General features: G+C 40.4%; 22 protein-coding genes. 13 read left to right on the plus strand and 9 right to left on the minus strand.

Annotated features, from left to right (window positions below):
* Window position 1 precedes the first annotated feature (1 nt).
* The 3 genes from JF50_RS27385 to JF50_RS27620 form a co-directional block, all read right to left on the minus strand.
* The gene (locus JF50_RS27385; RefSeq protein WP_200890416.1) at window positions 2-520 is read right to left on the minus strand and encodes a hypothetical protein; all 519 of its coding nucleotides are present in this window, start codon (window positions 518-520) and stop codon (window positions 2-4) included.
* Between the two features lie 155 nt (window positions 521-675).
* Window positions 676-1,095, minus strand: a complete 420-nt coding sequence (locus JF50_RS27390; RefSeq protein WP_039610250.1) for a hypothetical protein — start codon at window positions 1,093-1,095, stop codon at window positions 676-678.
* A 287-nt stretch (window positions 1,096-1,382) separates the two neighbouring features.
* Window positions 1,383-1,574: a hypothetical protein gene (locus JF50_RS27620; protein ID WP_235423446.1), complete on the minus strand. Its 192-nt coding sequence runs from the start codon at window positions 1,572-1,574 to the stop codon at window positions 1,383-1,385.
* Between the two features lie 223 nt (window positions 1,575-1,797).
* On the opposite strand from JF50_RS27620, the gene JF50_RS14885 reads away from it, so the two are divergent.
* Window positions 1,798-2,694, plus strand: a complete 897-nt coding sequence (locus JF50_RS14885) for a LysR substrate-binding domain-containing protein (protein WP_039610251.1) — start codon at window positions 1,798-1,800, stop codon at window positions 2,692-2,694.
* 92 nt (window positions 2,695-2,786) lie between these two features.
* On the opposite strand, the gene dgt is transcribed toward JF50_RS14885, so the two are convergent.
* A complete protein-coding gene (gene dgt / locus JF50_RS14890; RefSeq protein WP_039610956.1) occupies window positions 2,787-4,232 on the minus strand; it encodes a dGTPase in 1,446 nt (481 codons plus the stop codon).
* Window positions 4,233-4,430: 198 nt separating this feature from the next.
* Between dgt and JF50_RS14895 the strand changes: the two genes are divergently transcribed.
* The 3 genes from JF50_RS14895 (at window position 4,431) to JF50_RS14905 (ending at window position 8,794) form a co-directional block, all read left to right on the plus strand.
* On the plus strand, window positions 4,431-7,229 hold the full coding sequence (locus JF50_RS14895; RefSeq protein ID WP_039610252.1) for an SEL1-like repeat protein: 2,799 nt from the start codon (window positions 4,431-4,433) through the stop codon (window positions 7,227-7,229).
* A 450-nt stretch (window positions 7,230-7,679) separates the two neighbouring features.
* A complete protein-coding gene (locus tag JF50_RS14900; RefSeq protein ID WP_039610253.1) occupies window positions 7,680-8,093 on the plus strand; it encodes a hypothetical protein in 414 nt (137 codons plus the stop codon).
* Window positions 8,094-8,206: 113 nt separating this feature from the next.
* Window positions 8,207-8,794 (plus strand): hypothetical protein, encoded by a 588-nt coding sequence (locus JF50_RS14905; RefSeq protein WP_039610254.1) that lies wholly within the window; start codon window positions 8,207-8,209, stop codon window positions 8,792-8,794.
* Between the two features lie 71 nt (window positions 8,795-8,865).
* On the opposite strand, the gene JF50_RS14910 is transcribed toward JF50_RS14905, so the two are convergent.
* The 3 genes from JF50_RS14910 to JF50_RS14920 all read right to left on the minus strand — a co-directional run bounded on the left by JF50_RS14910 (window position 8,866) and on the right by JF50_RS14920 (window position 11,440).
* On the minus strand, window positions 8,866-10,284 hold the full coding sequence (locus tag JF50_RS14910; protein ID WP_039610255.1) for an EAL domain-containing protein: 1,419 nt from the start codon (window positions 10,282-10,284) through the stop codon (window positions 8,866-8,868).
* A gap of 163 nt (window positions 10,285-10,447) precedes the next feature.
* Window positions 10,448-10,906 carry a BLUF domain-containing protein gene (locus tag JF50_RS26195; RefSeq protein ID WP_052262335.1) on the minus strand — a complete coding sequence of 153 codons (459 nt, stop codon included), beginning with the start codon at window positions 10,904-10,906 and terminating at the stop codon, window positions 10,448-10,450.
* A gap of 99 nt (window positions 10,907-11,005) precedes the next feature.
* Complete coding sequence (locus JF50_RS14920) at window positions 11,006-11,440, minus strand: hypothetical protein (RefSeq protein WP_039610256.1); 435 nt, start codon at window positions 11,438-11,440, stop codon at window positions 11,006-11,008.
* 305 nt (window positions 11,441-11,745) lie between these two features.
* Here JF50_RS14920 and JF50_RS14925 point away from each other — a divergent pair, with 305 nt between their 5' ends.
* The 8 genes from JF50_RS14925 (at window position 11,746) to JF50_RS14960 (ending at window position 20,974) form a co-directional block, all read left to right on the plus strand.
* Window positions 11,746-13,995 carry a response regulator gene (locus tag JF50_RS14925; RefSeq protein ID WP_052262336.1) on the plus strand — a complete coding sequence of 750 codons (2,250 nt, stop codon included), beginning with the start codon at window positions 11,746-11,748 and terminating at the stop codon, window positions 13,993-13,995.
* Window positions 13,996-14,157: 162 nt separating this feature from the next.
* Entirely contained in the window at window positions 14,158-14,667 is a 510-nt protein-coding gene (locus JF50_RS14930) for a DUF2938 domain-containing protein (RefSeq protein ID WP_200890417.1), read from the plus strand.
* A 40-nt stretch (window positions 14,668-14,707) separates the two neighbouring features.
* Window positions 14,708-15,199 (plus strand): cupin domain-containing protein, encoded by a 492-nt coding sequence (locus tag JF50_RS26200; protein WP_080760257.1) that lies wholly within the window; start codon window positions 14,708-14,710, stop codon window positions 15,197-15,199.
* Between the two features lie 118 nt (window positions 15,200-15,317).
* On the plus strand, window positions 15,318-16,337 hold the full coding sequence (gene ltaE / locus JF50_RS14940) for a low-specificity L-threonine aldolase (RefSeq protein ID WP_039610257.1): 1,020 nt from the start codon (window positions 15,318-15,320) through the stop codon (window positions 16,335-16,337).
* 485 nt (window positions 16,338-16,822) lie between these two features.
* Window positions 16,823-17,434: an outer membrane beta-barrel protein gene (locus JF50_RS14945; RefSeq protein WP_039610258.1), complete on the plus strand. Its 612-nt coding sequence runs from the start codon at window positions 16,823-16,825 to the stop codon at window positions 17,432-17,434.
* 213 nt (window positions 17,435-17,647) lie between these two features.
* Entirely contained in the window at window positions 17,648-18,241 is a 594-nt protein-coding gene (locus JF50_RS14950; RefSeq protein WP_039610259.1) for a hypothetical protein, read from the plus strand.
* 200 nt (window positions 18,242-18,441) lie between these two features.
* Window positions 18,442-19,134: an aspartate/glutamate racemase family protein gene (locus JF50_RS14955; protein WP_039610260.1), complete on the plus strand. Its 693-nt coding sequence runs from the start codon at window positions 18,442-18,444 to the stop codon at window positions 19,132-19,134.
* A gap of 145 nt (window positions 19,135-19,279) precedes the next feature.
* Entirely contained in the window at window positions 19,280-20,974 is a 1,695-nt protein-coding gene (locus tag JF50_RS14960) for a hemolysin D (RefSeq protein WP_039610261.1), read from the plus strand.
* A gap of 46 nt (window positions 20,975-21,020) precedes the next feature.
* On the opposite strand, the gene JF50_RS14965 is transcribed toward JF50_RS14960, so the two are convergent.
* Window positions 21,021-21,212 (minus strand): hypothetical protein, encoded by a 192-nt coding sequence (locus JF50_RS14965; RefSeq protein ID WP_039610262.1) that lies wholly within the window; start codon window positions 21,210-21,212, stop codon window positions 21,021-21,023.
* 257 nt (window positions 21,213-21,469) lie between these two features.
* On the minus strand, window positions 21,470-23,689 hold the full coding sequence (locus tag JF50_RS14970) for a TonB-dependent receptor (RefSeq protein WP_052262533.1): 2,220 nt from the start codon (window positions 23,687-23,689) through the stop codon (window positions 21,470-21,472).
* 478 nt (window positions 23,690-24,167) lie between these two features.
* On the opposite strand from JF50_RS14970, the gene JF50_RS14975 reads away from it, so the two are divergent.
* A complete protein-coding gene (locus tag JF50_RS14975; RefSeq protein WP_039610264.1) occupies window positions 24,168-25,175 on the plus strand; it encodes a LacI family DNA-binding transcriptional regulator in 1,008 nt (335 codons plus the stop codon).
* Window positions 25,176-25,293 lie beyond the last annotated feature (118 nt).

The following is a 25,293-nucleotide window of genomic DNA, read 5'->3' on the forward strand; positions in this document are numbered from 1 at the left end:
TCTAAGTCACGTTCCTTGACTGGTTTATGGTCAGGTAAAGTATTGGCTTGCTTTCATCTGTACATAGTTTGGCGTAGCCGACACGTGCCCACTGTGGGTTAAGTGCCTGATAAAGCTCAAGAGCTGCTTCCATAGCCTTTTGCATGCCCGCTTCAAACATCATGGTAACACCGCGTTCATTTGCTGTTTTAAATATACAGTCGATGTTCTTTTTTAAATCACGGATCACTTGCTCTTTTTGTATCAGCGGTATCGCATTGAAACCAAGTTGCATTTGATCAAGTTCTTGCAGCGCACCTTGTTCTTTAATTTGGCTTTTTAGCCTATCTTGATCATCCTTGTCGTCAACGTTATTTAAGATTATGTCTAGTGCAGCCTGATTGATGTAGGCGGTATGCAGCGATGCTGCCAACCAAAAGACAGGCCTGTCTGGAAACTCATCGCTCAATCTTGTTATGTCGATGACATCGAGCTGATCATTAATAAATGGCATAAGTGATGGGTCAACGTCAGTTCCCAAAAGCCATTCATCTTTATTGGTTAATTGACTTTGCGCTTTTTTGGCCGAATCAATAATCGTATCTGGGCTGTAATCCTGTTTTAATGTTGTCCGTCATAGGGACCTAAGTTTGGCCAGCTCATAGTCATAGCTGTCGCACAATATGAACATGAGGTTCAATTAATCCTGGCAGCAAAGTCTGCTGGCCTTGGAGTTTTATATGGTCTTCTGGCTGCATGCCAAGAGCATGCATGTGTGTGCTGACCGAGTCCGATATCACCTACAGCGACCACTTTACCTTCGGCAAAGCCAATGGCTTCAACTTGTTCCGTTGAGCCTCCAATCATTGGGCGGATGTACCCACCTGAATACATCACTCGCTTTTTAAAGGCTTTGTTATCTTGCTCAGTTTTGTCAACAAGTGACTGGCTGATTTGTTCTTTTATTTTGTCTAAACTTTGTTGGTTTTCAAATGCTGTCCAAAGTGGGTTATGGCATGCACATTGGCGCACTCGTGGCAGTCGTGATGGCTCATTGTTATCTTCCTTTTGCTTGATTGTGAGTTTTCTAGCATTGCCAAAAAAGCATACAGCCAAACCTCAGCACAAAAGTATTACACTGTCTTACATCATTATTCTGGAAATATTAACGCTAGGTAGGGGAGTCGTGTTATCTGAGAAAACGCCTTAATACTGGTGAGAGTTCAACACACAAAAGGCTGAAAGATATGGAACTGTCATAATCAGGCACGTTGAATAAATCTATAATCGTCAGTCACAAGTCGATAGTGTGGCTTGAGCCATTGAATGTTAATTAAAAAACCAGAAGCCTTTAGTTTATAGAAACTTAAAAGCTTCTGATGCACAGTGTTATGGCTGACAGTCTAAAGCAAACTCAAGATGTGCTTGGCGCGATCCCTTTTCAAGCAGCTTTTTATCGGCTGCTTGCCAAATTCATCAGATGCGACTTCTATTTGCTTACTTTCATGCAGGTTCCCTTCGTCGTATACCTTAATACGACAGGTGGTTTTATTTTGCTCTTGAGAATAAAGTAACTCCACTTTTTCAGCTTTCATAATTAAGTTTTTATAGGGTAACCTGCGTCAGTAAATATCTTTTCTGTATTTAACTGAGTGGCTGCCGACGTAAATGTCACCAGCGGAAATGCTAGGATAATTGCGTATTTCACGATAAAGACTCCCTTTGTCTCTGATATTCTCATTAAGTATCGAGCGCATTCATAAAACTGACAAACGAGAATTTATGATCCATAGTTAAGATTTTCTTAAGTATAAAGTGATGAAAACACCACCATTAAAAGGGCTCTGGTACTTTAAAACAGCAGCGCAGTTAGGCAGTTTTAAACAAGCCGCAGAAGCGTTGTTTGTCACTCAGGCTGCGGTGAGCCAGCAAATCCGAATATTAGAGCAGCAGTTAGGTTGTACTCTGTTTGAGCGGCAAACCAGAAAAGTGTCATTAACGCAGCAGGGACAAGCGTTGCTACCTTATCTTCATACCGCGTTTGGGCAAATTGAAAGCGGCTTATCTGCTCTAAAATCAGATCCTAACCCCAATACAATTAACTTATCGGTATTACCTTCGTTTGCAACCTGTTGGTTATTACCAAGATTGACAAGTTTTAATAATGCGCTGCCTAGCTATCAACTTCGTATCGATCCGACTGAGCAGCTTGCTGACTTTAATCGGGAAGACATAGACATTGGGATCCGGTTTGGTTTGGGTGACTACCCAGGGCTAAAAAGTGAATTAATAGCCCAAGATGAGCTGGTTATTGCGTATCGACCTGGAGTAATCAATCCGCGTAAGCCTTTACGACCCCAATTGACTCAACTTAACTTCATTTATGATGAAGGGCGTGACAATGAAGTTGCTTGGCAGAATTTAAGTACCCAGCTTGGTCTAAAGGGCCACACTTTAAGCAACCTTAAAATTGACAATGCGGCGCTCGTGCAGCAAGCGACCGTTGCGGGGCAGGGGTTTTCTTTATTGCGTAAACGTATGGTTGCGCAGTCTGTTGAGCTGGGTCAGTTGGAAATACACCCTGAGTTTGCTTGGTTGTGTGAATATAGTTACCACTTAGTTGCGCCTGAAAGCCATTTTGTTTGGCCAAAAGTTCAAGCTTTTAGAGAGTGGATTGTTTCTGAGTTGAACGGTATGACACTCAATAAAAGCTAGGTTTAAACAAGTAGCACTATCGTACCTACGTCGTTGCGGGCTTGGCCCGCAACCCAAGTGTGATGAGGTCTTAGCCCAAAATGTTCGTTTATTTAATCTGCAACCAATAACGTGCGATATGTGTCATAGGCAAGCTGATCAGTCATGCCACTGACATAATCTTGAAGCAGTCTGCAGCGGTAATAAAACTCATAAATAGGTTGTGTTTGTTGTTCTAAGTGCAGCTTTGCAATGGCTTTTTGGTAAACAGAAATATACTGACCGGGTATGCGCTTAAGCAGCCTGACTTCAACGGGGTAATCATGACTGTGTTCAATAATACGTTTAAAAGCAGCTTCAGAGACATCCAGTAAGCGGCGGTATTCATTTAAAATCCCCGAGGTGATTTTATAACCTTGTAGCTCTAACTCTTCTACTTCAGGGTGACAAAAAACATGCTTTAAAGCGACTTGCTTCAATGAGCGAGTAATCGCATGTTGATGGCTGTTATCTTCTAATAATGCTTGATTAAAGCTGCCCTCAAAGATTTCTTCTATATTGTCAATAAAACGCTTTGTCGCATGTTTTACTAACGGGTGAATGAGCTCGACTCGTAAATATATGAAAAACTCAGTACTTAAATTGGCTGGGTTTTGATTCGCTCTGTTTAGGGCTTTGCTGCACGCTTGATCTATCAGGTCTTCATGGCAGCTCAATTGCATGTCTCTTAGTTGACGACGATACTCTTGTTGTAAAAGTATAATCACTTGCTCAACACTGAGAAAATTTTTAACTACAGCGTCTTCGATATCTGCTAAGCAATAGGCGATGTCGTCAGCTGCTTCCATGATATACGCTGCTAAATGTCTATGACCTAAAGGCATTTCTAATTTGTCGCACAGCTGTTTTACAATGGATTGTTCACTAAAATAATATCCCACCTTTTTATTTAAGTAGTTGTTTGAATTGCCACTTGGCTTAGCTGTAGTACCACAGCGCGTGTATTTCAAAATAGCAGCAATTTGAGCGTAAGTTAAATTCAAATTAGCCAAAGTGGTTACAATACGAATAGCTTGGGCGTTACCCTCAAAGCTGCAAATATCTAGGATCAATGCTGACTGTTGATTAGTCGGGGTTTTTACGTAGTCGTACGTTGAGTGGGCGGTAAAATATCGCTCAAACCAATCATTGATTGCGGCTTCGCCAAAGTGACCAAAGGCTGGGTTACCTATGTCATGCATTAGGCAAGCCATCTCAACCAAGCTTACTAAGGCATTAGCGACTTCTGTTGTTAAACTGCATTGTATCTCTTTATTTGTGTTTAATACTTTAACGATAGACTGAGCAATAAATCGGCCGTTTTGCTGTACTTCAAGGGAGTGAGTGAGGCGGGATCGCACAGCAGCGTTTCGTTCAAGCGGAAAGACCTGAGTTTTTTGCTGCAGACGTCTTAGTGCTGCACAATTAATGATACGTCCTCTATCGCTTTCTATGCTGATAGAGAGGTCTTGCTGCTCCTTATAAGCACGCATCGCATTTATTCTTTTATTAAAATCCATTTTGTTACTCGCTACCCACTGAGAGAACTTCATTGTAAACAGATTGTTTAACGATGCAAACTTATGACCTTTTGTAGATAAGAAAGCGTAGTTAGATGCCAAATAGATTAACCTTGACTAATATTAATTGTGACGACTTGCAAGTGTTTACCCATGCTGGCAGTCTTGGCCTTAGCATCATCATGATTAGATTTTTGTATGAAATTCTTAGTATTAGCTGTTCTTATCACTTTTTTATTTGGCTGTAAGGTCAGCCAAAACACCGTCGAACCTCACTTGCTTTTTCATAAACCAAATGATGTGTCCAACGACGCTTTAGTAGCGCAAAGCTACTTCTTGCTGTCGCAAGAGGCATATCGGTTACAGGACTTTGATTATGAGTTTGAAATACTCAATGAGTTAGCTGAGTATGAATATGGACCAGCCCAATTACAGATCGCAAAAAACCTCTTAAAAGGTCATGGTCAAGACTATGTACAAGGCAGTGCACTAGAGTGGGCGACTAAAGCGACTGAGCGAGACTATACACCAGCAATTTTATTTTTAGCAAAATGGTATCGCTTCGGTGGCAATGGTGTGAAAGCTGATCTAAAAAAATCAATGACTCTGTATGCGCGTGCAATTGAGTTGGGTGAGCCATCGGCTGCGACTGAGCTTGGTTACATTTTTATCAGACACTGGAGAGAAGAGAAGGGGTACGAAACTGCACAGCAACTTTTTGCCAATGCCGCTTACCAAGGAGATATAAAAGCACTGTGCGGCTTAGGCGTTGTTTACCGGGAGTCAAAAAAGTTAGGTGATTTAGAGAAAGCTAAGGATTACTTTCAAGTGAGTTATGCCCGTGGTTACCAAGAGTGTGCTTTTGAACTTGGGTATTTATATCACAGGCATTTACCTGATACCGCTCAAGCACTAAATTGGTACACAATTGCCGCCGAGCATGGCTCTAGTGATGCGTTAAATAATTTAGGGATGATGTACAACAATGGAGATGGTGTTGCCGTTAATTATGCATTAGCAAAGACGTATTTTGAGCAAGCGATTGAGTATGGCAGTACATTAAGCTATGGGAACTTAGGTCGTCTGTATGAAGTAGGCAATGGCGTCGTGCAAAACTATGATCAAGCCATTTTGCTATACAAGCAAGGCGCACAAAATCAAGATGCACAATCGATACATAATCTGGGATCTATGTATAATTCGGGTACTGGGATAGAAAAAGACCGCGATAAAGCACTGACTCTATTTGAGCAAGCTGCGAATTTGGGAAACCAATTTTCCGCATTTAATTTAGCTAATGCATATCTGTATGGTGATGGGAAAGCGCAAAATAACCAACTAGCGCTTGAGTATTACTTGCAGTCGGCCAAGGCGGGGCATGCGCCTAGTTATTGTCATGCTGCCGATGTAGCATTGGCTGAGAGTTGGGCGCTGGCAAAGTCTTATTATTTCGAAGGGGCAAAATTAGGACAGCAGAATTGCTTAATTAATTTAGTCAGAGGGATGCGTGTAAATCGAGAACAGGATCTGCCAATTGTTGAGTTGTTAAAGTCGTTTGCAAGTCGTAATGATGTCTCTGCCATAGAGGAGCTTGGTAGAACTTACCAAAACGGAGACTTTGGCGAGCTGGTGAATTTCGATGTTTCAAAATCATATTACTTACAAGCAGGTGTGTTGGGAGCTGGTAGTGCATTTGCGCATTTGGGCTTTTTATACGAACAAGGTGAGTTGGTTGAGCAAGATCTAGAAAAAGCCACTTCTTTATACATTCAAGCCGCTGAGGCCGGCTCGGCGCTGGGCAAGAATAATCTGGCCACATTCTATCTCAACGGCGTGAGCGTAAAAAAGGATAAGGCGAGAGCGGTGGCGTTATATCAGCAAGCGGTCGAACAAAATCATATCATTGCAATGATCAATCTTGGTGATGTGTATTTGGCCGAACGTACGAGTGAATCGTTACACAAGGCATGCACATTGTTTTCACGGGCACATGAGCAAGGCGCTGTGCATGCGGTTATACGCTACAGTAATTGCGTGATAGAACAATCGGGCGATGCGCTTCTTGCATTTAAATTGCTTGGCCAAGGCGCAGTTGACGGGTGTCAACTTTGTATCGTAAAACAAGCCGAACTGATCCAAACCAATAAAATCCCAGGCAATGCGATTGAAGATGCGTTGCTATTGCTCACAGATGCGGTCAAGTCAGGCAATTCCGCAGCTGCATACAAAATTGCCAATTGGTATGAGTCTGGTGTGTTACACCCTAAAAATATGCAGTTGGCACTGGATTGGTACCGCACTGCGGTCACGCTAGGCAAAGTTGATGCTTTAAACAAAGTGGCTGAATTTTACTGGTCTGGAAAAGGCGTTGAAAAAAATGAAGGCAAAGCGTTAGAGGCCATCTCTCAGTTGGCTAAAGCTAAAGACTTTAATGTTGCATCTTTTATTGGTGAACACTTTTATCATGGTATAAATGTTGACAATGACTTTATTAAGGCTCGACAGTATTTTATTGAGGCGGCCGAACAAAATGATGGCATCGCACTTAACTCATTGGGCGTGATATACCGTGATGGTTTGCATGTGGCTGTGAATACTAAACTGGCACTTAGCTTTTTCGAACGCTCTGCAAATTTGGGGTTACCTGACGCAATGCATAATCTAGGGGCTTTAAAATTAGCATTGGACAAAGATAAAGATGGCTTAACGTGGTTACTGCGGGCAGCTGATAGACAGTTTGTACAAAGTTACATCTTACTTGGTGATTATTATACAAGACTAGAGACGAGTGAAGAGTCAGTCCGTCAAGCGCTTAAGTGGTTGCAGTTAGCTGCGAGGGAAGAGGAGCCTGAAGGCATGTATAAGTTAGCCTTACTACTGAAGAAGCAAAATAGCGATGTATACACATCAGAAGCAAAAAAGTTACTCAGAGCTGCGGCTTCAGGCGGTCATGAAAAAGCGGAATCTATCATTAAACAGTTTGATATAGAGCCTTAATGAGGTTATATCATTTTGTTTGTGTACTGGCGAAAAAGAAAATGTATATCTTACTGTTATTTTTTGCAGGTTCCTTCGTTTAATCATAAAGTAGGTAAAAAAGAATAATCTCACAAAGTAATAATATTAAATATAACAACTATCTTTGTTAATGGCTCTCAGCTTTATACAAGGCCAGTACTCGATATGGGAGTTCTTGCTTAAGTAAAGATAGTCCTTTTTATTGCACTTTTATATGAGTTTATATTCTATACTTGATAAGTCGTGGAAACAGTACGTTATTTTTATGTATAAATAATGCGGTTACTCATGTATGATATTAATATAAACATAAAGTTAAGTGGCTTTTAAGGATTACGAAGCATTAAGAAAGTTATAGATGAGCTGTCTTTTTTATCGGAAGAACAGCCTGATCCATTTTTCATTGAAGGGTATATAACAGGGTTAGGTTTGACGCCACAAACAGTTTTGCCAAGTGTTTGGATCCCGCACCTCTTTGCAGAAAAAGTACCGGAAGACGAATTAGAATTAAAAGCTATAATGGCATTTTATAATCTTTGTATGGATAAAATCATACAAGGAGACTTTTCGTTACCAGAAGAATGTATCCTCACTCAGCCTCACCTTAAGAATGCTTTGCTAAGTGGCATGCCTTTACCAAATTATTGCTCTGGTATGCTTTGCTCACTTTCTTTTATCAAACAGGCAGATTTAACTGTCGAACAAGATACTCAATTAAAGACACTGCAAACTGTGTTAGAGGGGTTTCAAGGGTATCTAAATGCGTTTAGAGCCTTTCCTCAAATGAGCAAGACTTTACAACTGATCTTATCTCTGCGTATCAAAGTCTTGAACCATGTATAAGCAAAACAGCCTATGAGTTACGGTTTTCTGAGCAATGTATATCGCAAGCCGATGAAGTTAACTCACTGTCTGGATTTGATCGTAAACAAATCGAAAGTCACCTTAATGACATATTGAGCAAAAACAACGCATCCACACTGAAGTTTATTGATGAACTTATTAGTGTGCTCGAACGGGAGCTCATTACAACGCATTTTATTGAACAATATGGGAATGAACTAGAAAATCTCAGTGAGATACAGCCCTATTTCATATTGAAGGCGCGTAAAGCACAAATACATTTTAATTTAGAGCATTATGATTTAGCCCAGAAGGAACTAGAAGAGCTGCTTAATCTTGCGCCTAATGACTATTATGAAAATCGCTATCAACTTTATAACTGCTACATTAAACAAGGTAAATGGCATTGTTTGACAGCACTTTTAAACAAGTATAAATCTAATGTATATAGTGAAAACAAGTTAATGGATAGTGCAACGATTCTTCTCAATGAGTATGCTCAGCACGGTAGCAATCCAAAAACGAATGCTTTAAAAGAAAAAGTGAAAGGCTTATTTCCTGATATCGTGTCTATGAGTGGCTCTAGCGCTGAACTGGGTGCTGATGAAAAGTCTGATTGTGTAAATGAGTATATTAATAAAGGTGGACTAACAGCCTGGTGTTCAGTAGAAGGTAGTTTATTTTGGCTTAAGTCTAGATAATGAGTGTTCAAGTTAGCCGGTTTTTCCAACATAATGAAAAACCGACTAAGCACATTTTTTAGAAAAACGAATTAAGCTGCATCTTGTTCTTGTGATAAAAATTCATTCATTGTCAGCGGTACAGATGCGAAGTAACCTTGAATGTAGATGTTCGGGTAGCGTTTCATGTACTCATATTGAAACCTATTCTCAACGCCTTCAACTATCACCGTTTTTTTACTCTGCTGTGCAGTTTTGATCACTAAGTCTAATCTCGGCGCTTGTGCTGCCTTGTCTTGAACATGTGTAATGAACGTTTTGTCAATTTTGACAGCATTGAAATAACGGCTATTTAGAAGTTCATTGCCATTCTCACCCTTACCAAAATCGTCAATAGCAAAACTAAAGCCTAAGTTAGACATTTTTCTTAACGTGTTAATTGCATTATCACTTAGCGTTAGATCGCTGCCTTCGGTGAGTTCAAAAGTGATGAATGCAGCGATAGATGGCGTGTCCCTAATCACTTTTTTCAAATAAGCAAGTAGGCTTTCATCCTCCAGTAACTTAGCGGATATATTCATGTGAATGGGTTTAAGCTTTTCGTGTGCATCCAGTTTGATCTTCAACATGGAGTAAATTTGGTTGATCACAATTTTGGTGAGCTCGCTATGTAGCTCCGGTTTATCCTCAATCATTGGCATAAAGGCTTTGGGGCCGAGGTTTTTAGTATTTCTCCAACGTATCAGGGCCTCATAGCGCTTTGGGTTGTCAATGTCAGATGATTTGAATATCGGTTGGAAAACAAGATAAAAGTCATCAGGGTTGAATGAGATACTATTCATGAGTTTCAGCAATACATGCTTTCGATACATCTCTGCCTGATAGAGCTTTTCATTATGAAAGAATGTCCCTGTTTGAGATTCCAAAGCATACTTCATTGAAAAAGTTAGTCTTCTTTGCACTTTGTCTATGCCATATAAAGACGATTGTCCGGTAAGGCTCATAGATGATATTGCGTAATCAATGGGTACTTGCGTGTTATTTACCCACACTTGCTTTGGCAATTTCTCGAGGATTTCTTTTTGCTTCGCTTCAGCTTCTTGTTGGTCTGATCCTGTGTCATGCGTAACAAATGCCATCACCATATAATCAGAATCATGCAGTGCAAGTGCAAACGGCTGACAGGCTTTACCGACTTCTTTAAACAATTGAGATAAGGTGTCTTGGTTACTTTCAATGGAGTCAAAAACTGGCGTTTTTCCAAGTTTAATGAGAGAAACATGGAATTGAGAAAATTTCCTGTCTACTTTCATTAGTTTTTGCATGAAAAACAGGTAATTAGGTATGTCGCTAGTGCCATGATACAAAACAGACTTGCTCAGCGCTTCTTTTGCTTTTTTCAGCTCATTTAAGATTTTCAAATCCTTTTTACGCAGTTGGTTTGTTTTTATCAGTGCGATTAAACTAATTGCAGCAATAACGATTGCGATGCTTAAATATAAATTGTCCATAAAAGATAAATAGTTGAGAAATGTGCATTTCAGATTTAAATACACAAAAATGGACGAATTATGTGTTTTTCAGTGTTTATCGGCTTTTTATATTACAGTCCATTACACTACCACGTGACTAGATGTCTATGATTAGTGATAAGTGTGCAACATTAAAGCGGTGCTAAGCGCCAAAAGAGCGCTTGATATGTTCTTCAATTTCAAACTCATGATTACGAAATGACTTTAGCAGCTTATAACTTAACGGCAGGCGACGATGAGGTCTAGTCTCTTTAACCTTGCGGTAAGAGGGCTCTTTGTCTAGGTCAATTAAGCCCATAGCCCATTTTCTAAAGTTACGCTTCCCAATGGGATTACAAATTAGCGCCTCGACTTCTTTGTGCCTTTTATCTTGCTTTATATGCTCAAACAACTGTTCTACCTTAGATTTATCTCCCTCAATGACTTGCATGAAGTGATGTCTATCGTAGAGCAGCATGCCAGATATACTGCTTATTTGATTTGCTGCAGCACATTGTCTTCTTAGTGTTTCTAACTCTGCATCGCTCAGTGGCGTTGTGACGGTGCTGATATAAATGAGCTCAATTAATTCCATAGTACGATTGAGGTTATTGCGATACATACAAAGATAGTCGCAAATATATTGGTTCGCACGAAAACAAGGCTGATTTATGGTAGGCAAAAAATTGAGGGAAATGTTCCCTCAATTTTACTGGACGAATTATAGTCCAATCTTGTGAGATACAGTTACTTCACAAGGTGCTGAGTTTTGACCAAATGCAGACTGTACAAATAATTGATCGCCTTGCTTAAGGTTTGACAAGATTAATTTGGTTGTATCGTAGCGACGCTTTGCAACTTGATCATTCCAAGCGGTAGAGCTGTCTTTGTTTACGTCATAGTAAATACTACAGCCACCTACCGCACCGTCATTCGTTACCCAATCAAAATTGATTGTGTAGTTAGAAATGCTGTAGTTGAATTTTGCATTGTTATGTTGACCATAGCTATCTGTGATATCAATGTAGGTCCATCGTGCTTGAGGTACACCTGGGCGAGGTTTCTCGGTAATGTTCACACCTAAACCTGAGTCTGCATATACTGCTGATGTTGCCGATAGCGCTGCTAAAATTAAGGCCACTTTTGTAATTTTCATTCTAAAACTTCCTTTTTAATTTTTAATTAATTTATGCCATTAAAATATTTAATTGCTGATATATTTAATGACGTCGCTAAGTTACCACTTAAAAATTAAATTTTCATTTGTGGATTTGTAACTTTATATTTAATTGTATCAATAGGTCGATTCTCTATACTGAGAAAAATAATCGCAGGGCAGTCAAATTAGATTAGATGCAATAATTTATTGAAGTTTCTAGATATATTTCTTTACTTTGATGCTGCTCTCTCCTACTTTTTTAGTAATCGAATTGATACTTCACTATATTCAAGCGAGGGCTGATGCTGGCGCTATCGACACAAACAATATTGTTGATGTGTGCAGTTGGCATTGTTGCATCGGCAACTGCACTTACCTTTCTATGGATGGCAAATCGTAATATTAAAGCCACGGCTTTTTGGGCAATAGGGCCTTGGTTGCTCGTAGCTAACTTCGGCCTTTTTGCAGCCCAAAATGCGCTACCTTATTTTTTTAAACATATTGCGTCTAATTTATGTGGTCAGCTGTCCTTAATCATGATGTTAATCGGTTTGTATTATGCCGTAGATAAGCGTCCTCCCTGGCGAATATTGGTTGCATATGTAGCCGGATTCTTAGTGTTGTTAACGGCTTTTACGTTTTGGTTCGACTCTTACGAGTATCGATTAAAGCTCGCTGTGTTCACGATTTTGTGCACATCCATATGGATGGTGGTTTTTATGCTTGAACATAGAAGAAATCGCTTTGAAGTCTCGGGTGCACTGGTTGTTTTGGGTTTAGGGTGTTTAAACACGGCGGGTTTTTTTAGGATCAGCGCCCCAATCAATGATGGCGCAACCAGTATCATGACAGATACCAGTATTTATATTCAGTTATTTTTTATTACCATTATGGTCGCGCAACTGGTGTTTAACTTCGGTTTTGCCATCATGGTGGGTGAGTTACATAACTTTGCGATTAAACAAGCGCAGCAAGCATTACTCAATACGAATCATGAATTAGCGATTGCGAAAAAACGAGCGGAAGAAGCCTCTCGACATAAATCAGAATTTTTAGCCAATATGAGCCATGAGATCCGCACCCCTATGAATGGGGTGATCGGTATGTTAGATCTTGTTGAGAAAGAAGGCCTCAACGAGATCCAGCATAATTACGTAATGACAGCAAAGTCCAGTGCAGACGCGTTGATGGTGGTGATTAATGATATTCTAGATTTTTCGAAGATAGAAGCGGGCCGGCTAGAAATTGAAAAAACAGAATTTGACCTGATCACTGAAAGCGCATCGCTAATACAAACGCATGCACATGCCGCTCATGGGAAAGGACTAGAGCTAGTATTAGATACAGTCAATTTGAAGACGCGTTATGTAAAAGGAGATCCGGTCCGTTTTAAGCAGGTACTTGGTAATTTAATTGGCAATGCATTGAAGTTTACACACAAAGGAGAAGTGGTTGTTACCCTGAGCACTGAAAATCACAATGAAAAAGAAAAAGTGAAGTTGATTGGCCATGTGAAAGATACAGGTATAGGAATTGAATTAGAAAAGCAGAAAAAATTATTTCAGTCATTTTCACAAGTGGATTCAACCACAACAAGGCGGTTTGGTGGTACAGGGCTTGGTTTAGCTATTGTCAAAACCCTGTGTAAATTGATGGAAGGGAATGCATCTTTGCGCAGCGAGTTGGGCGTTGGGAGTATTTTTAGTTTTGAAATCATGCTGGAGCCTGTGGATGTTGAACATAGACAGCTAAGTACTCAATTCAATTCAGTGTTAATCATTGAAAGCAATGTTTCAGCTGCGAATGCACTCAAGGGCATAGTCTGTCGGCATGCATCAACGGTTAATATTGCGAGTGAATTAAAAGCGGCTGAATCTTTTATAAATACGCAAACAGATCTGGTTATTTTAAGCCGCTATATGAACGGTAAAAAGTCGGAACAGTGGCTTAAAAAAATGAATCTCCAGCCTAATGCGAAAGCCGTGATTTTGACGCTTTTAAAAGATACGGAGAGTAGCCATTATTTTAGTGAATGTGGGTTTTACCGACGGTTTAATAAACCATTCTCACAAAGTGAATTTGAAGGGTTTATGATGTCTATTAAAGGCACTGAACAAGCACCTTCGATAAATGAAAATGTCTCTTCAAAGGCGTTTGAACAACAGGTCGTGCTACTTGTTGAGGATAATCCAGTTAATCAGCTAGTTGCTAAAAAAATGCTTGATTCGTTAGGACTAAAAACAGAGCTTGCAAATAACGGACAGGAGGCATTGGATAAACTATTAGCAGCTAAACACCAATATCAACTGGTATTAATGGACTGTCAAATGCCTTGTATGGATGGATTTGAAGCAACTCGACGTATTCGCCGCGGTGAAGGTGGGCAGACCTTTTTAAACATTCCAATATTGGCATTAACGGCAAATGCAATGAAAGGAGACAGAGAAGCTTGTATTGAAGCGGGCATGAATGACTACATCACAAAGCCAATTTTGTTAGAACACTTGACTCGCGCTCTGTTGCGATTTTTGACTCCGACTAAAGTATATTAGTTTTCTTATTTAACAGTCTGTTTTTTCTAATTGCTCCTTTCTTTAAAAATGATTGGGTCATCCATTTTCTATTTTTCCTCTTGACTTAAAGTCGACTTTAAGTGGCATAGTCTTCTTCCTTCTAAATGTCTTATTAACAATATTGAGGATGAGGAGATTTGTATGTATTTGGAAGAGGGGATGCTTCAAATGATAGGACTATCTATCATTGCAGGCCTTGGGGCTACCGTGTTTATGGATATATGGAGTGAATGCTTAAAGCGTATTTTTGGTGTTCAATCATTAAATTACGGTTTAGTTGGTCGCTGGGTATTACACTGCTTGCAAGGCGAGATATTCCATCGCAATATCATGAGTGCTAAGCCTAAAAACCTTGAGGGAGTGGTCGGCTGGATTGCCCATTATCTGATAGGTGTATTGTTTGCACTTTCTTTCATATTTCTCACGCACATGGTCAGTAGCTCATTATTAAACCCATGGCTCGCGATATTCTTTGGCACATTAACGGTATGTTTTCCTTTTTTTGTGATGCAGCCATGTTTTGGTATGGGCATCGCAGCAAGCAAAGTGCCAAGAGCCAATATAGCGAGGTTAAAGAGTCTTGGGGCGCATACTTCTTTTGGTGTTGGCTTGTATCTAACACTGTTATGTATCTCGATATTTTATACGTAATTTTTAATTTTTCCCTAATGTATTTAAGGTAAAGGAATGAATGATGGATAAAGCAGAGAATAAGATACTAGTAAATGGCCCAAATAGCGGGTGTTACGTAAAATCGGCTGGCAACTTATACCGTGAAGTTATCAATGGTGAACAGACGGATGGTCAGTTTTCTCTAATTGAGTCAATTATTGAGCCTGGACAAGGTGGGCCATTTCATACTCATGCCAATGAACAGGAGTCCTTTTTGGTATTGAGTGGCACGCTGACTATATTTGATGGCTCTGATCGGTATGATGCAACCCCTGGCACATTTGTTTTTTGCCCGCCAGATACACTGCGAGGATTTCGAAATGAGACCGATGAGCGAGTTAAGGTATTGATTTTATATACGCCTCCGGGTATTGAAAAAATGATACAGATGGAAGGGGAGGTTTTGAATTCTGCTGAAGATTTTAATTTTGAAGCCACTGAGCAGAGCTTCACATGTCCAAGGTTAAATAAAGCGTTTGGCATTGTTGAAGATAGCCGTCCGTTACCTTAGTTGATTCGCTCCTGTGTAGTAAGGCTAGTACATTGATTTGTGTGGTTTCATAGTAGGTTTAAAATGATATATTCTACAGTCGATAGTGCAAGTATAACGGACTTAATAGGGAAGCTTTATGATTGATTTTCGCTCGGATACGGTGACATTGCCTTGTAAAGATATGAGGCGTTTAATGAGTAATGCGATGGTGGGTGATGACGTGTATGGTGATGACCCCACAGTGAATGAACTAGAGCAATATAGCTCGGTAAAACATGGATTTGAGGCGTCTCTATTTGTTAGTTCGGGTACGCAGGCTAACTTACTAGCGATCCTTGCACATTGTGAGAGGGGAGATGAATATATTTGTGGCCAAAATGCACATAACTATAAGTATGAAGCTGGTGGGGCTGCTGTGCTTGGTTCTGTGCAGCCCCAACCGATTGAGAACCTGCCTGATGGACGTATTTGTTTAGATAAAGTCGCAGCTGCTATCAAGCCCAATGACTTTCATTTTGCGAGAACTAAAATGTTAAGTCTAGAAAACACCATAGGTGGTAAGGTCTTAGGTTTAGATTACTTAAAAGAAGCGAGGGCATTTACTAAAAAGTATGCGCTTAAGCAACACCTTGATGGTGCGCGGGTGTATAACGCAGCGATTGCACTAGGAGTGGATGTAAAAGAGATCAGCCAATATTTTGATTCAATGACAGTATGTTTATCGAAAGGGTTAGGTGCACCCGTTGGATCGTTGTTAATGGGCGATCGTGAGTTTATAGAAAAAGCACGGCGACTCAGAAAAATGCTCGGTGGTGGTATGCGACAAGCTGGTATTTTAGCTGCTGCAGGCATATATGCACTGAAAAATAACGTTGATAGGTTGGCTGAAGACCATGATAATGCGCGCTACTTGGCACAGCGCCTTAATGAACTTCCCGGGTTTGATAGTTCATCATATGATGTTCAAACAAACTTAGTGTTTTTAAATGTCGATGAGAGTATCGATATGCAAGCGTTTGCTGAGGTCATGTTTAGCAAAGGCATCAACTTAAGACCAGGGTATCAAGGGATGCGTTTAGTTACGCATTTAGGCATAAATAAAGACAAAATTGATGTGTTTATAGAGACAGCTAAATCATATTTTAAAATTGATTAACCTGTCACTTGCTATCAAAGCTTCATCTTTAGGGCTTATGTATCTAACAATATAAGCCCTGCACTCGCTATTCTCGATGAATTACTCAACCGATAAACGGCAATATTACCTTTCTGGTAAATATTAGCATGTGTTTTTGGGCGTGTATGCAAACTAAAAATTGAATTCTAAATTAGTAAAAGTAAATAGTGACATCAATCGCTGAAGACTGTTTTTTATATTTACGTAATGGTCATTGAGACTGTATTGGAATTTTAAGTTAACGTGATCGTACGGTTTTAAGTTGATGATTTTTATACTTATAATTTGTTTTCTTCGTCTTCTTAGTTAGCTTTTTGAAGTGGTATTTGTAAATGAATGTAAATGAATGGTCCGATTTTTTTTAATAATTGGCTTATTTTTGATGTGCCTTTAGACAGTTTGAAACGGTTTTTCTCAATAAAGAGGTTTAGCATGAATACCAATACTTTAAGGAGTCACTTTACATGAAAAAACAATTATTAATGGCTGCAGTCGCAGCATGTAGTATTAATGCCCAAGCTGCGGATCTGAGTAACACTTATATTGAACTAGGCTATTCAAAATCAGATTTTAAAGATGACATGTATTTTGATAATAAAACAGATCTAGACTTGGTTGGTCATCAAGTTAGCTTAAGCTATGAATTCGAGAATGGCATATATGCTGGTATACATACTAAAAGGCATAAAGATACGTTTCTAATCGCGTTTTTTGACCGAGACATTGACCTCAACGAAAATGTGTTGGAGCTAGGCTATGTAGCTCATGAAACCGAGAACGGGCGACTTTCTGTTGGGGCATTTGCCGGAGAGCTTGAGCTTGAAATTGAAGATAGCAGTAGTGATGCTGACCTGTATCGTTTATATACGGGGTATGACTATCGATTTAATCAGTATTTTTCGGCGTTTGCCAAGCTTGGATATGAATCTTTAGATGGCAAGGAAGCGAGCAGTGAAAATGGACTTTGGACCGAAGTGGGTATTCGCGCACATTGGGGCGCATCGAGTTTTTCTTGGGAATTCTCAGAAGGCAAGCGCATTGAGCAAGTTGCTTTTGTATACCGCTATTCATTCTAACGATTTATCTTAGATTTCTCCTCTGGGTTGGTACACATCATATCAGCCCATTTCTTTATTCCTTCTCCATTAATTGGGTACTCATGATTGAGTCATAAATTTTGACCTAGCAGCTTAATTATATAGCTTGATAACGATTGAGACACTTTGATACAGACCCTTTTCTGTATCTTCTATACCATTTTCCCAAGCGTTAAATGAAGGAATAAAGTAATGAAAAAAATGTTATGTATGATGATGTTATCGGTTTCAGGGTTAAACGTACAAGCGGCTGATTTGAGCAAAACATTCATTGAGTTTGGATATGTACAAAGTGATTTTGGAGATAAATCAAAAGTAGAGCCAGATGGTATTAAGCTGGGTTTTGGCTATGAATTTGAGAATGGGCTCTACACCAGTTTCTCGGTAAAACGTCAAGGAGATACGATAGAAAGTGGCCCAAGACAACTAGATATAGACATAGACGAAAATTATTTTGAGCTCGGTTATATTCTATATGAAACAAGTGATGGCCGATTCTCATTTGGTGCAGGACTTGGTGAAATGGACTGGCATTTGAAACATTACACACTGGAAGGGGATTTTTATCGCTTTTTTACCGAATACGAACACCGCTTTAATGAATATGTTTCGGGGTATGCTCGGCTAGGCTATGAGTACTTTGAGCCTAAAGGGGCAAAAAATAATGAGGGTGCGTGGGCTGAATTGGGCGTGCAAGCTCACATGGGCGACTCAAGCATTGTGCTGAGTTATTTTGATAGTCAGGGGATTGATCAACTAGGTATAACGTACCGCTACGCATTTTAGCCAAATAAAGTAACTACTTGAATCTGTTTTATGGGGTCGAGGCTTAGTATGGAAAACAAAATAATGAGTAAATGCTAAAGATCGACTTATATTTTTTATTATCGATTGCGGTGTATTTTATCAAGTGTATGTTTATAGTAATACTGTTTTACTCATGGTTGCAACGTCGCTTAAAACATACATTTCAAAAGGAATAAAAAATGAAAACAATTGGTTTGCTTGGTGGCATGAGTTGGGAATCAACTTCTAATTATTATAAGTATATAAATCAGGGTGTTAAAGATGCTTTGGGTGGGCTGCATTCGGCTAAAATAGTGATGAAAAGTGTCGACTTTGCGCCCATCGCTGAGCTTCAGCAGGCAAATGAATGGAGCACAATGGCTAACATGCTCACCCAAGATGCCCAGGACATTGAACGCGCTGGCGCTGACTTCATACTCATTTGTACAAATACCATGCATTTGATTTTTGAAGAGGTACAAGCCGGCGTAGGCATTCCTCTCATTCATATCGCAGATCCAACTGGAGAGCAATTAAAACGAGATGGCAAACGAAAAGTTGGACTACTTGGTACACAATTTACGATGTCAGAGTCATTTTATAAAGACAGACTTAAAAACAAATTTGATATTGAAGTGATTGTGCCTGATGAAGAAGACCAAAACGTAATTCATGATGTGATTTATAATGAACTGTGTGTTGGAATTATACAGCCTGAATCTAAGCAAGCGTATGTAGAAATCATTGCAAAACTGCAGGCACAGGGGGCTGAAGCAGTTATTTTGGGATGTACAGAGATTGCATTACTTGTTAACGAAAATGACACAGATATCCCGCTGTTTGATACGGCTATATTGCATGCGGGTAGTGCGGTGTCAGCCTCTTTAACATGATGAATTTCATTGTTTTATATTTTTACTTTGATGGTTTTTAGAATGTTTTATATGTTCTTTTGTATATTCAATCATAAACAATTCAAAAATTAGAGCTTTTATTTTAATTTTGTGTAAAAATTTACTCGTTTTAAAAGGAGTAATTATGAAATTAAAATATCTTTCATGTGCAGTGGCTGCAATGGTCACGAGTTCTTCAGCTATGTCATTCACTCAATTGGGCGGGGCTGGCGTGATGCCAATTGGGCATGAGTGGCTAACACGCACCTCTGCATTAGAGCTGATGGGGCAAGATACACGAGTCAGCGATAGCCAAGATCCAAGGTTAAATTGGAATAATGGCTTAGCGAAATCTATTGAGCTAAATGTCGCTCAGCACGAAGTTGAAAGGATCTTATCTAACACCAATGATGATGGGACTTACTGGTCAGGGTATGATGCCATTTTTGCTGCAATTGTTGGCGAACGATGGGTTGATATTGCCGGATTTAATGTGACAAATGCCAGTGCAGATCCAACAGGGCCAAACTGTTTTAATGCCGTTGCGCAAGAGCCCGCAGATTTACAGCAAGATCATTTTATGCGTCGCTATGACGATATAGGTGGTATTGGTGGTGTCAACGCAGCAAAACGTGCGCAAATTCGGTTCATTAATCACTTTGTAAATGCCGCAACTGCTGAGTCTAAAAAGATTAAAGTCTGGGATGGGGGCGGCTATGCCAAAGCTGTTGAAGTTGACCACAACTACTTTTTATTTGGTCGAGCAGTTCATTTATTCCAGGATTCATTTAGCCCTGAGCACACGGTGCGTCTAGCAGTCGATAATTATGAAAAAATTTGGCAAGTTAAGGCATACCTTTGCTCAGAAGGCGCAGAGCAACATACCCATGACACCAAAGAAGCGATTAATTACCAAAGTGGTGACGTGATATGGAAGCCTGAGTCAAGAGGCCAAAGTGGCTGGCAAGCTTATAAGCCCAGTAATATAAAGCCCGTTGCTTTGGTGTCTTTGGAAGCCAGTAAAGATTTATGGGCGGCGTTTATTCGCACTATGTCACTACCGCAAGAAGAGCGAAGAACAAAAGCTCAGCAAGAAGCACAGCAGCTGGTGGATAACTGGTTGTCATTTGAAGAGCAGGCCATGCTCAATTGGTATGAAGATGAAGCAAAGCGTGACCATACATATGTTTTGGCCCCGGGTGAGCAAGGGAAGGGTAAGTCTTTAATCAATTGTATGACTGAACTTAAAGTGGGCACGACAAGTCAACTTGATCGAGTTGCACAATTAGAGGAAGAGCGTAGACACTGCTTATATAATATTGAAGCCGAAGCTGGTTACAATGATGTCAACGACCCCTTAATTAACATGCCATACAATTGGAAGTGGAAATCACTGACATGGAAAACACCACCGTCAGATTGGCAACCAAACCAGCTTAAAGCAGACACGGGTGATGTTGTGCATCTCCATAATGCGAGTAACGGTAAAGCCATTGGTTCACAAAGTGGCGAGCAAAAAAATGCGCTTCTATACGTTGAACATGCAACGCCAATCGATTTTATTTTGGTCAAAGGTGAGGGCGGTGATTCTTATTTTAGAACAAGGAATAACGCTGAACTGTTTTTAAGCTATAAAAACAACTTCACAGGTGATACTAAACTTTGGACGTCGCCCAATAAGGCATCTTTTCATATTGAGCCGTACGGCACGCGTGTAAATTTGAAAAATAATTTTTGGCAGCAATATGTTTGGGCTGATATTGAGTCTGGGCAAGTGCATTTATCTCGTAAAGGTGATGCAAGTCATGAAAATGCGCAATGGTTATTGGTTCAACAATAATTAGTTAGGATGAGCCCAAAGCTGGAGTTACGCTTTGGGCATTTATTCAGTAATAGAGAAATGAGTCACAGTGGCACTGTGGATCTTCTTTGAGTAAATCAGCATGTAAATCTATCTTCCTTTGACTGCGTTCATCCCACACGGTCACGACGTGGTTACGTCTATCTACAATTAAAACTTCGACTGGATGGTCTTGATATTCTAACCATTCACCTTTTTGAATTTCTTCAATATTCATAAAGTTCACTCCAGCACTTGCGAAGCATAGTATTGAGCAGCTTTATTGTATTGCTAACAAGTGAAAATCATTAAAATTTGCAAAGAGTACTATTTGTCACTTTGTTACAAGCTGAATGATTACATTATGTAAAAAAGCGCATTAAGTATTTTAAAGTGTAGTTAATGTAAGAAAAAAGCCCAATATAAAGGTGATCCTCATTGGGCTTTGGTCGTTAGTTTTAGGTATGCCCACCGAATGATGGGCGAAATTTGGGATTAGAAGCTATAAGCAACACTTAACTTAACACTACGCGGCAAAATATAGCGTCCGTTCGCTGCTGCAGGGTTACGTGGGTCCCCCTCAGTTAAACCTTGCTCGTCAGTCAGGTTATCAATAGCGACTTGTACCTGTACTTGTTCCATTGGTTCAAGGGTTAATCCGATATCGATTTTTTCATAGCCATCTAAAACGGCACTGGGTGTGTTTTGAATATCGCTATAACGTGAGTCAACAGCAGAAATCGTGCCGTAAACTGTCGCGAACATGTCACCAAGTTCAAATTCATAACTTGGTGTGATACGTAATTGCCAATCAGGGATACGTTGTGACTTGTTACCCGTAAGTGTTGCGTCTGGACTTTGTGCTACTTCGCTGTTTTGCAAGGTACCATTTAGATTGACACTGAAACCTGAGTCATGATTGTAATTAAAATCTATTTCAATACCATGTGCCTCAGTGGTAAAACGCTGTGCAGGTAAATCTGGACGAATAGAGAATGACTCACCCTTTACTTCATTTGCAAAAAGTGTTGCAAAGAAGTCCATGTTTTCACCCATAAACTTGTAGCCGACTTCACTTTGTGCAACTTCTTTGATCAGTTCATCACCAGCAGAATAGTCATCAAAGTTATCTCTGAAATCGTCAAAATAAGGCATCTTAAAGCCTTTATTGAAACGGACAAACACACCACTTTGCTCATCTAGTTTGTAATCAGTGCCGATTGTCCATGAGGTTTTGCGCGCGCTGTAGTCAACCGATTTTGTGATCACGCCATCAAGGCCTTCATCAACGGTGTAGTCAACCTGGTGGCGCTCATTACGAAGGCCTAAGTCAATCGTTAAATTGTCAGTAGCGGCGTAGCTATGTGTGGTATAAAAAGCAAGTGTTGTGGCATCACCGTTACTGTTGATGTCGTAGTTAAATCCACAGCCTTCAAGCGAGTCATTACAGGCGATGCCTGTCAGCATTTCGCCGCCTTGCTCTAAGACATGGTAGGCGGTGTTGCCTAGGCTCCACCAATCTTTCGCTGAGGTAGTTGCGGTGTAAATACCAAAGGCGCTGTTAATTTCGCCAAAATCTTTGCTGAGCGCTAAGTCGTTGGTGAAGGCTTCGATATCTTTAAGTACCACCCAACGGCCATAGTCCTGAACACGTGTGTCGGCACCATACTCTTTACCCGTTGCCACGCCTGTTGCGCTTACGCCGTTATCAGCAACTTCGGATAAGTTCATGGCATTGCCTGCAGGCACAAGACCATAAGTATTTGCTTTACCTTGAGTTAAACTAAAGCGGTCGATAAAGTGCCAGTCATTACCAAGCTCCAATGAGATGCTACCACCAGAGACATGTCCGTCCCAGCCTCGACCTTCAGCTAAATCAATGTCCACTTTACCATTACCAGCAGAAATAGTCGCTTGGCGGTTCAGTGTACCTAGTTGAGTGTATTTTGCATCGATACCCGCCTCATTCAGTGGCGTAGGTAGATACCATGCGCCGGTGTCGTCAGTTTGGCGAGTGTAAACGTTGATTTCACCATTCTCTAATTCTTTGGTTAGTTTTATGGTGAATTGATGACCTTTTTCAGAGGTAAAACCTGCGTCACGGATCCCCGATGAGCGTTTGATATAGCCGCCTACCATATAATATAGGTCTTCGCTCACTTCTCCACTTATCACACCATCGATACGTTGTAAGCCATAGTCTGAGGTGGTGTATTTAAAGGTGCCTTCCGTATCTGCTTGACCACGTTTAAGTCGGAAGTTGGTTGTTAACCCCGGTTGTCCATTTGACAATACAGGGTTTGGGCCGCCCCTAAGTCCTTCCATCATTGAAATGGTTTCATCGATACGGAAAATAGACGAATTTTCTAAAAATGATAGCGTTGGAGCAGGGTAAACCGGCGAACCATCCAGACTGACAGTTAAAAAAGGTGCATCACCACTTGATGTGAACCCGCGTACATTAATATTGGCTCCTGATTCGCCACCCGAGCTTTCTACCCAAACCCCTGGTATGGCTTTGAATAAGTCAGCTGTACTTTTTGGCGCAAGTCGCTCAATTAAAGATTCATCCACGTTGGTAACGGCGTATGCGGCATCCACTTTACGGATCCCCATACCGCCAGGGGTACCAGAAATAACAATGGTTTCTACCTTGTCTTTGGCTTTATTTTGTTGCTCAGCGTTGGCTACATTTGAATATGTAATTGCGGCCATAACCGCTGCTGCAAGTGCAGAATACTTCTTGCCTAGGTTCACAGGAGCTGCTCCCTTGGTTGTGTCATATGTGTTGTCATAATGGCCAACTTACGCGTTGGCATCGCTTTTCGCCGCATACCTAAACGAAATTAATGATTCATTCAGTATATTTTTAATTGGTTTCTACTGGGCGTTATTTTAAAATAGATCTTTATGCAAACGTTTGCAATAGGGCTGCGATATTTTTTTACTTACAGTTTACCTAATGCTGCATGTCCATGCTTTTTTATAACCTGTGGCGTTAAGGCGGAGATAATAAAAACAATAGGTTAATAAAAAGTGTGTCTTAAATGAAAATATCTGAGGAGAAGAGTTGTTCACTGTAGATGAAACTTCTCGGTTAGTTTAATCTAGAAGCATGAAGGTTACAGGGTATTAAAGCCCATTGAGTCATGCTCAAGCATTGCAAAGTGCTTTATGAAGTAGTGAATAAGCTATGCACCAAAAAAAATTAAAACTGGCTGATCTGGCTAAGTTGGCTGGAGTGTCAACCTCGACGGCGTCGCGGGCGCTCAATGACAATCCATTAATTAAACAAGAAACGCGTGAGCGGATCCAGCAGTTAGCTAAAGAACATAATTTTAGCTTAAACGCCGCTGCAAGTCGGTTACGGTTACAAAAAACAAAGGTTATCGCGGTTTTAATAAACCTTGATTCGGAAACGGAGCAATCGATTGATGATCCATTTTTACTTAAAGTGGTGAGTGATATCAACCTTGCAGTGAACCGACAAGGCTATGAGTTACTGTTATCAAACTCGTTTATGGCGGGCGATGATTGGCATGGTTACTTTATAGATGGACGTCGTGCTGACGGTGTCATTGTTGTAGGTCAAGGCAAACAGCAGGCGCTGATAGAAAGCGCATCCAAAGCCGGTATGCCTTTGGTGGTGTGGGGTGACCCCAAAACGGAGGCGGATTATGTGATAGTAGGCAGTGATAATTACCTCGGAGGTAAACTAGCGGCAGATCATTTGATTTCGAGAGGCTGTAAAGCACCTTTGTTTTTGGGAGAACCTGAGCATGCTGAAATTGGTGAACGGTACAGCGGCTTTTGTGCAGCGATAGCAAGCAAAGGCATTGAAGAGGAGTGCCAATTATTGAAAATTGATATCACCAGTCAAGCGGCTTACGACGCGATAAACCTTAAGTTACGTAGTGATGGGCTTGATTTTGATGGTATTTTTGCCTGTAGTGATATGGTCGCTTTAGGCGCGATGAAAGCACTAAAAGAACGATATGTCAGCATTCCAAACGACGTACATATTGTCGGTTTTGATGATATCGCGATGGCAGATGTTAGCTTTCCCTCTTTGACCACAATTAGGCAGGATACTAAACAAGCAGGCGAGCTTTTGGTAAACAAGCTATTGGCGCAACTTGACGGTGAGCAGGTGGTATCCAGCCAGTTGGCTATTAAACTCGTTGAACGCCAATCAAGTTAGCGTGTTGGTGCCAATTAAGTGTGAAAATCAAGATAAAAGCGGCTTAAAATGATTAACAGCTATTATTAAATTTTAAAATGCAAACGATTGCATTGTTCGCGCATGAGCGCTAGACTGA

This window comes from Pseudoalteromonas luteoviolacea, from assembly GCF_000814765.1.
Classification (GTDB): Bacteria; Pseudomonadota; Gammaproteobacteria; order Enterobacterales; family Alteromonadaceae; genus Pseudoalteromonas; species Pseudoalteromonas luteoviolacea_H.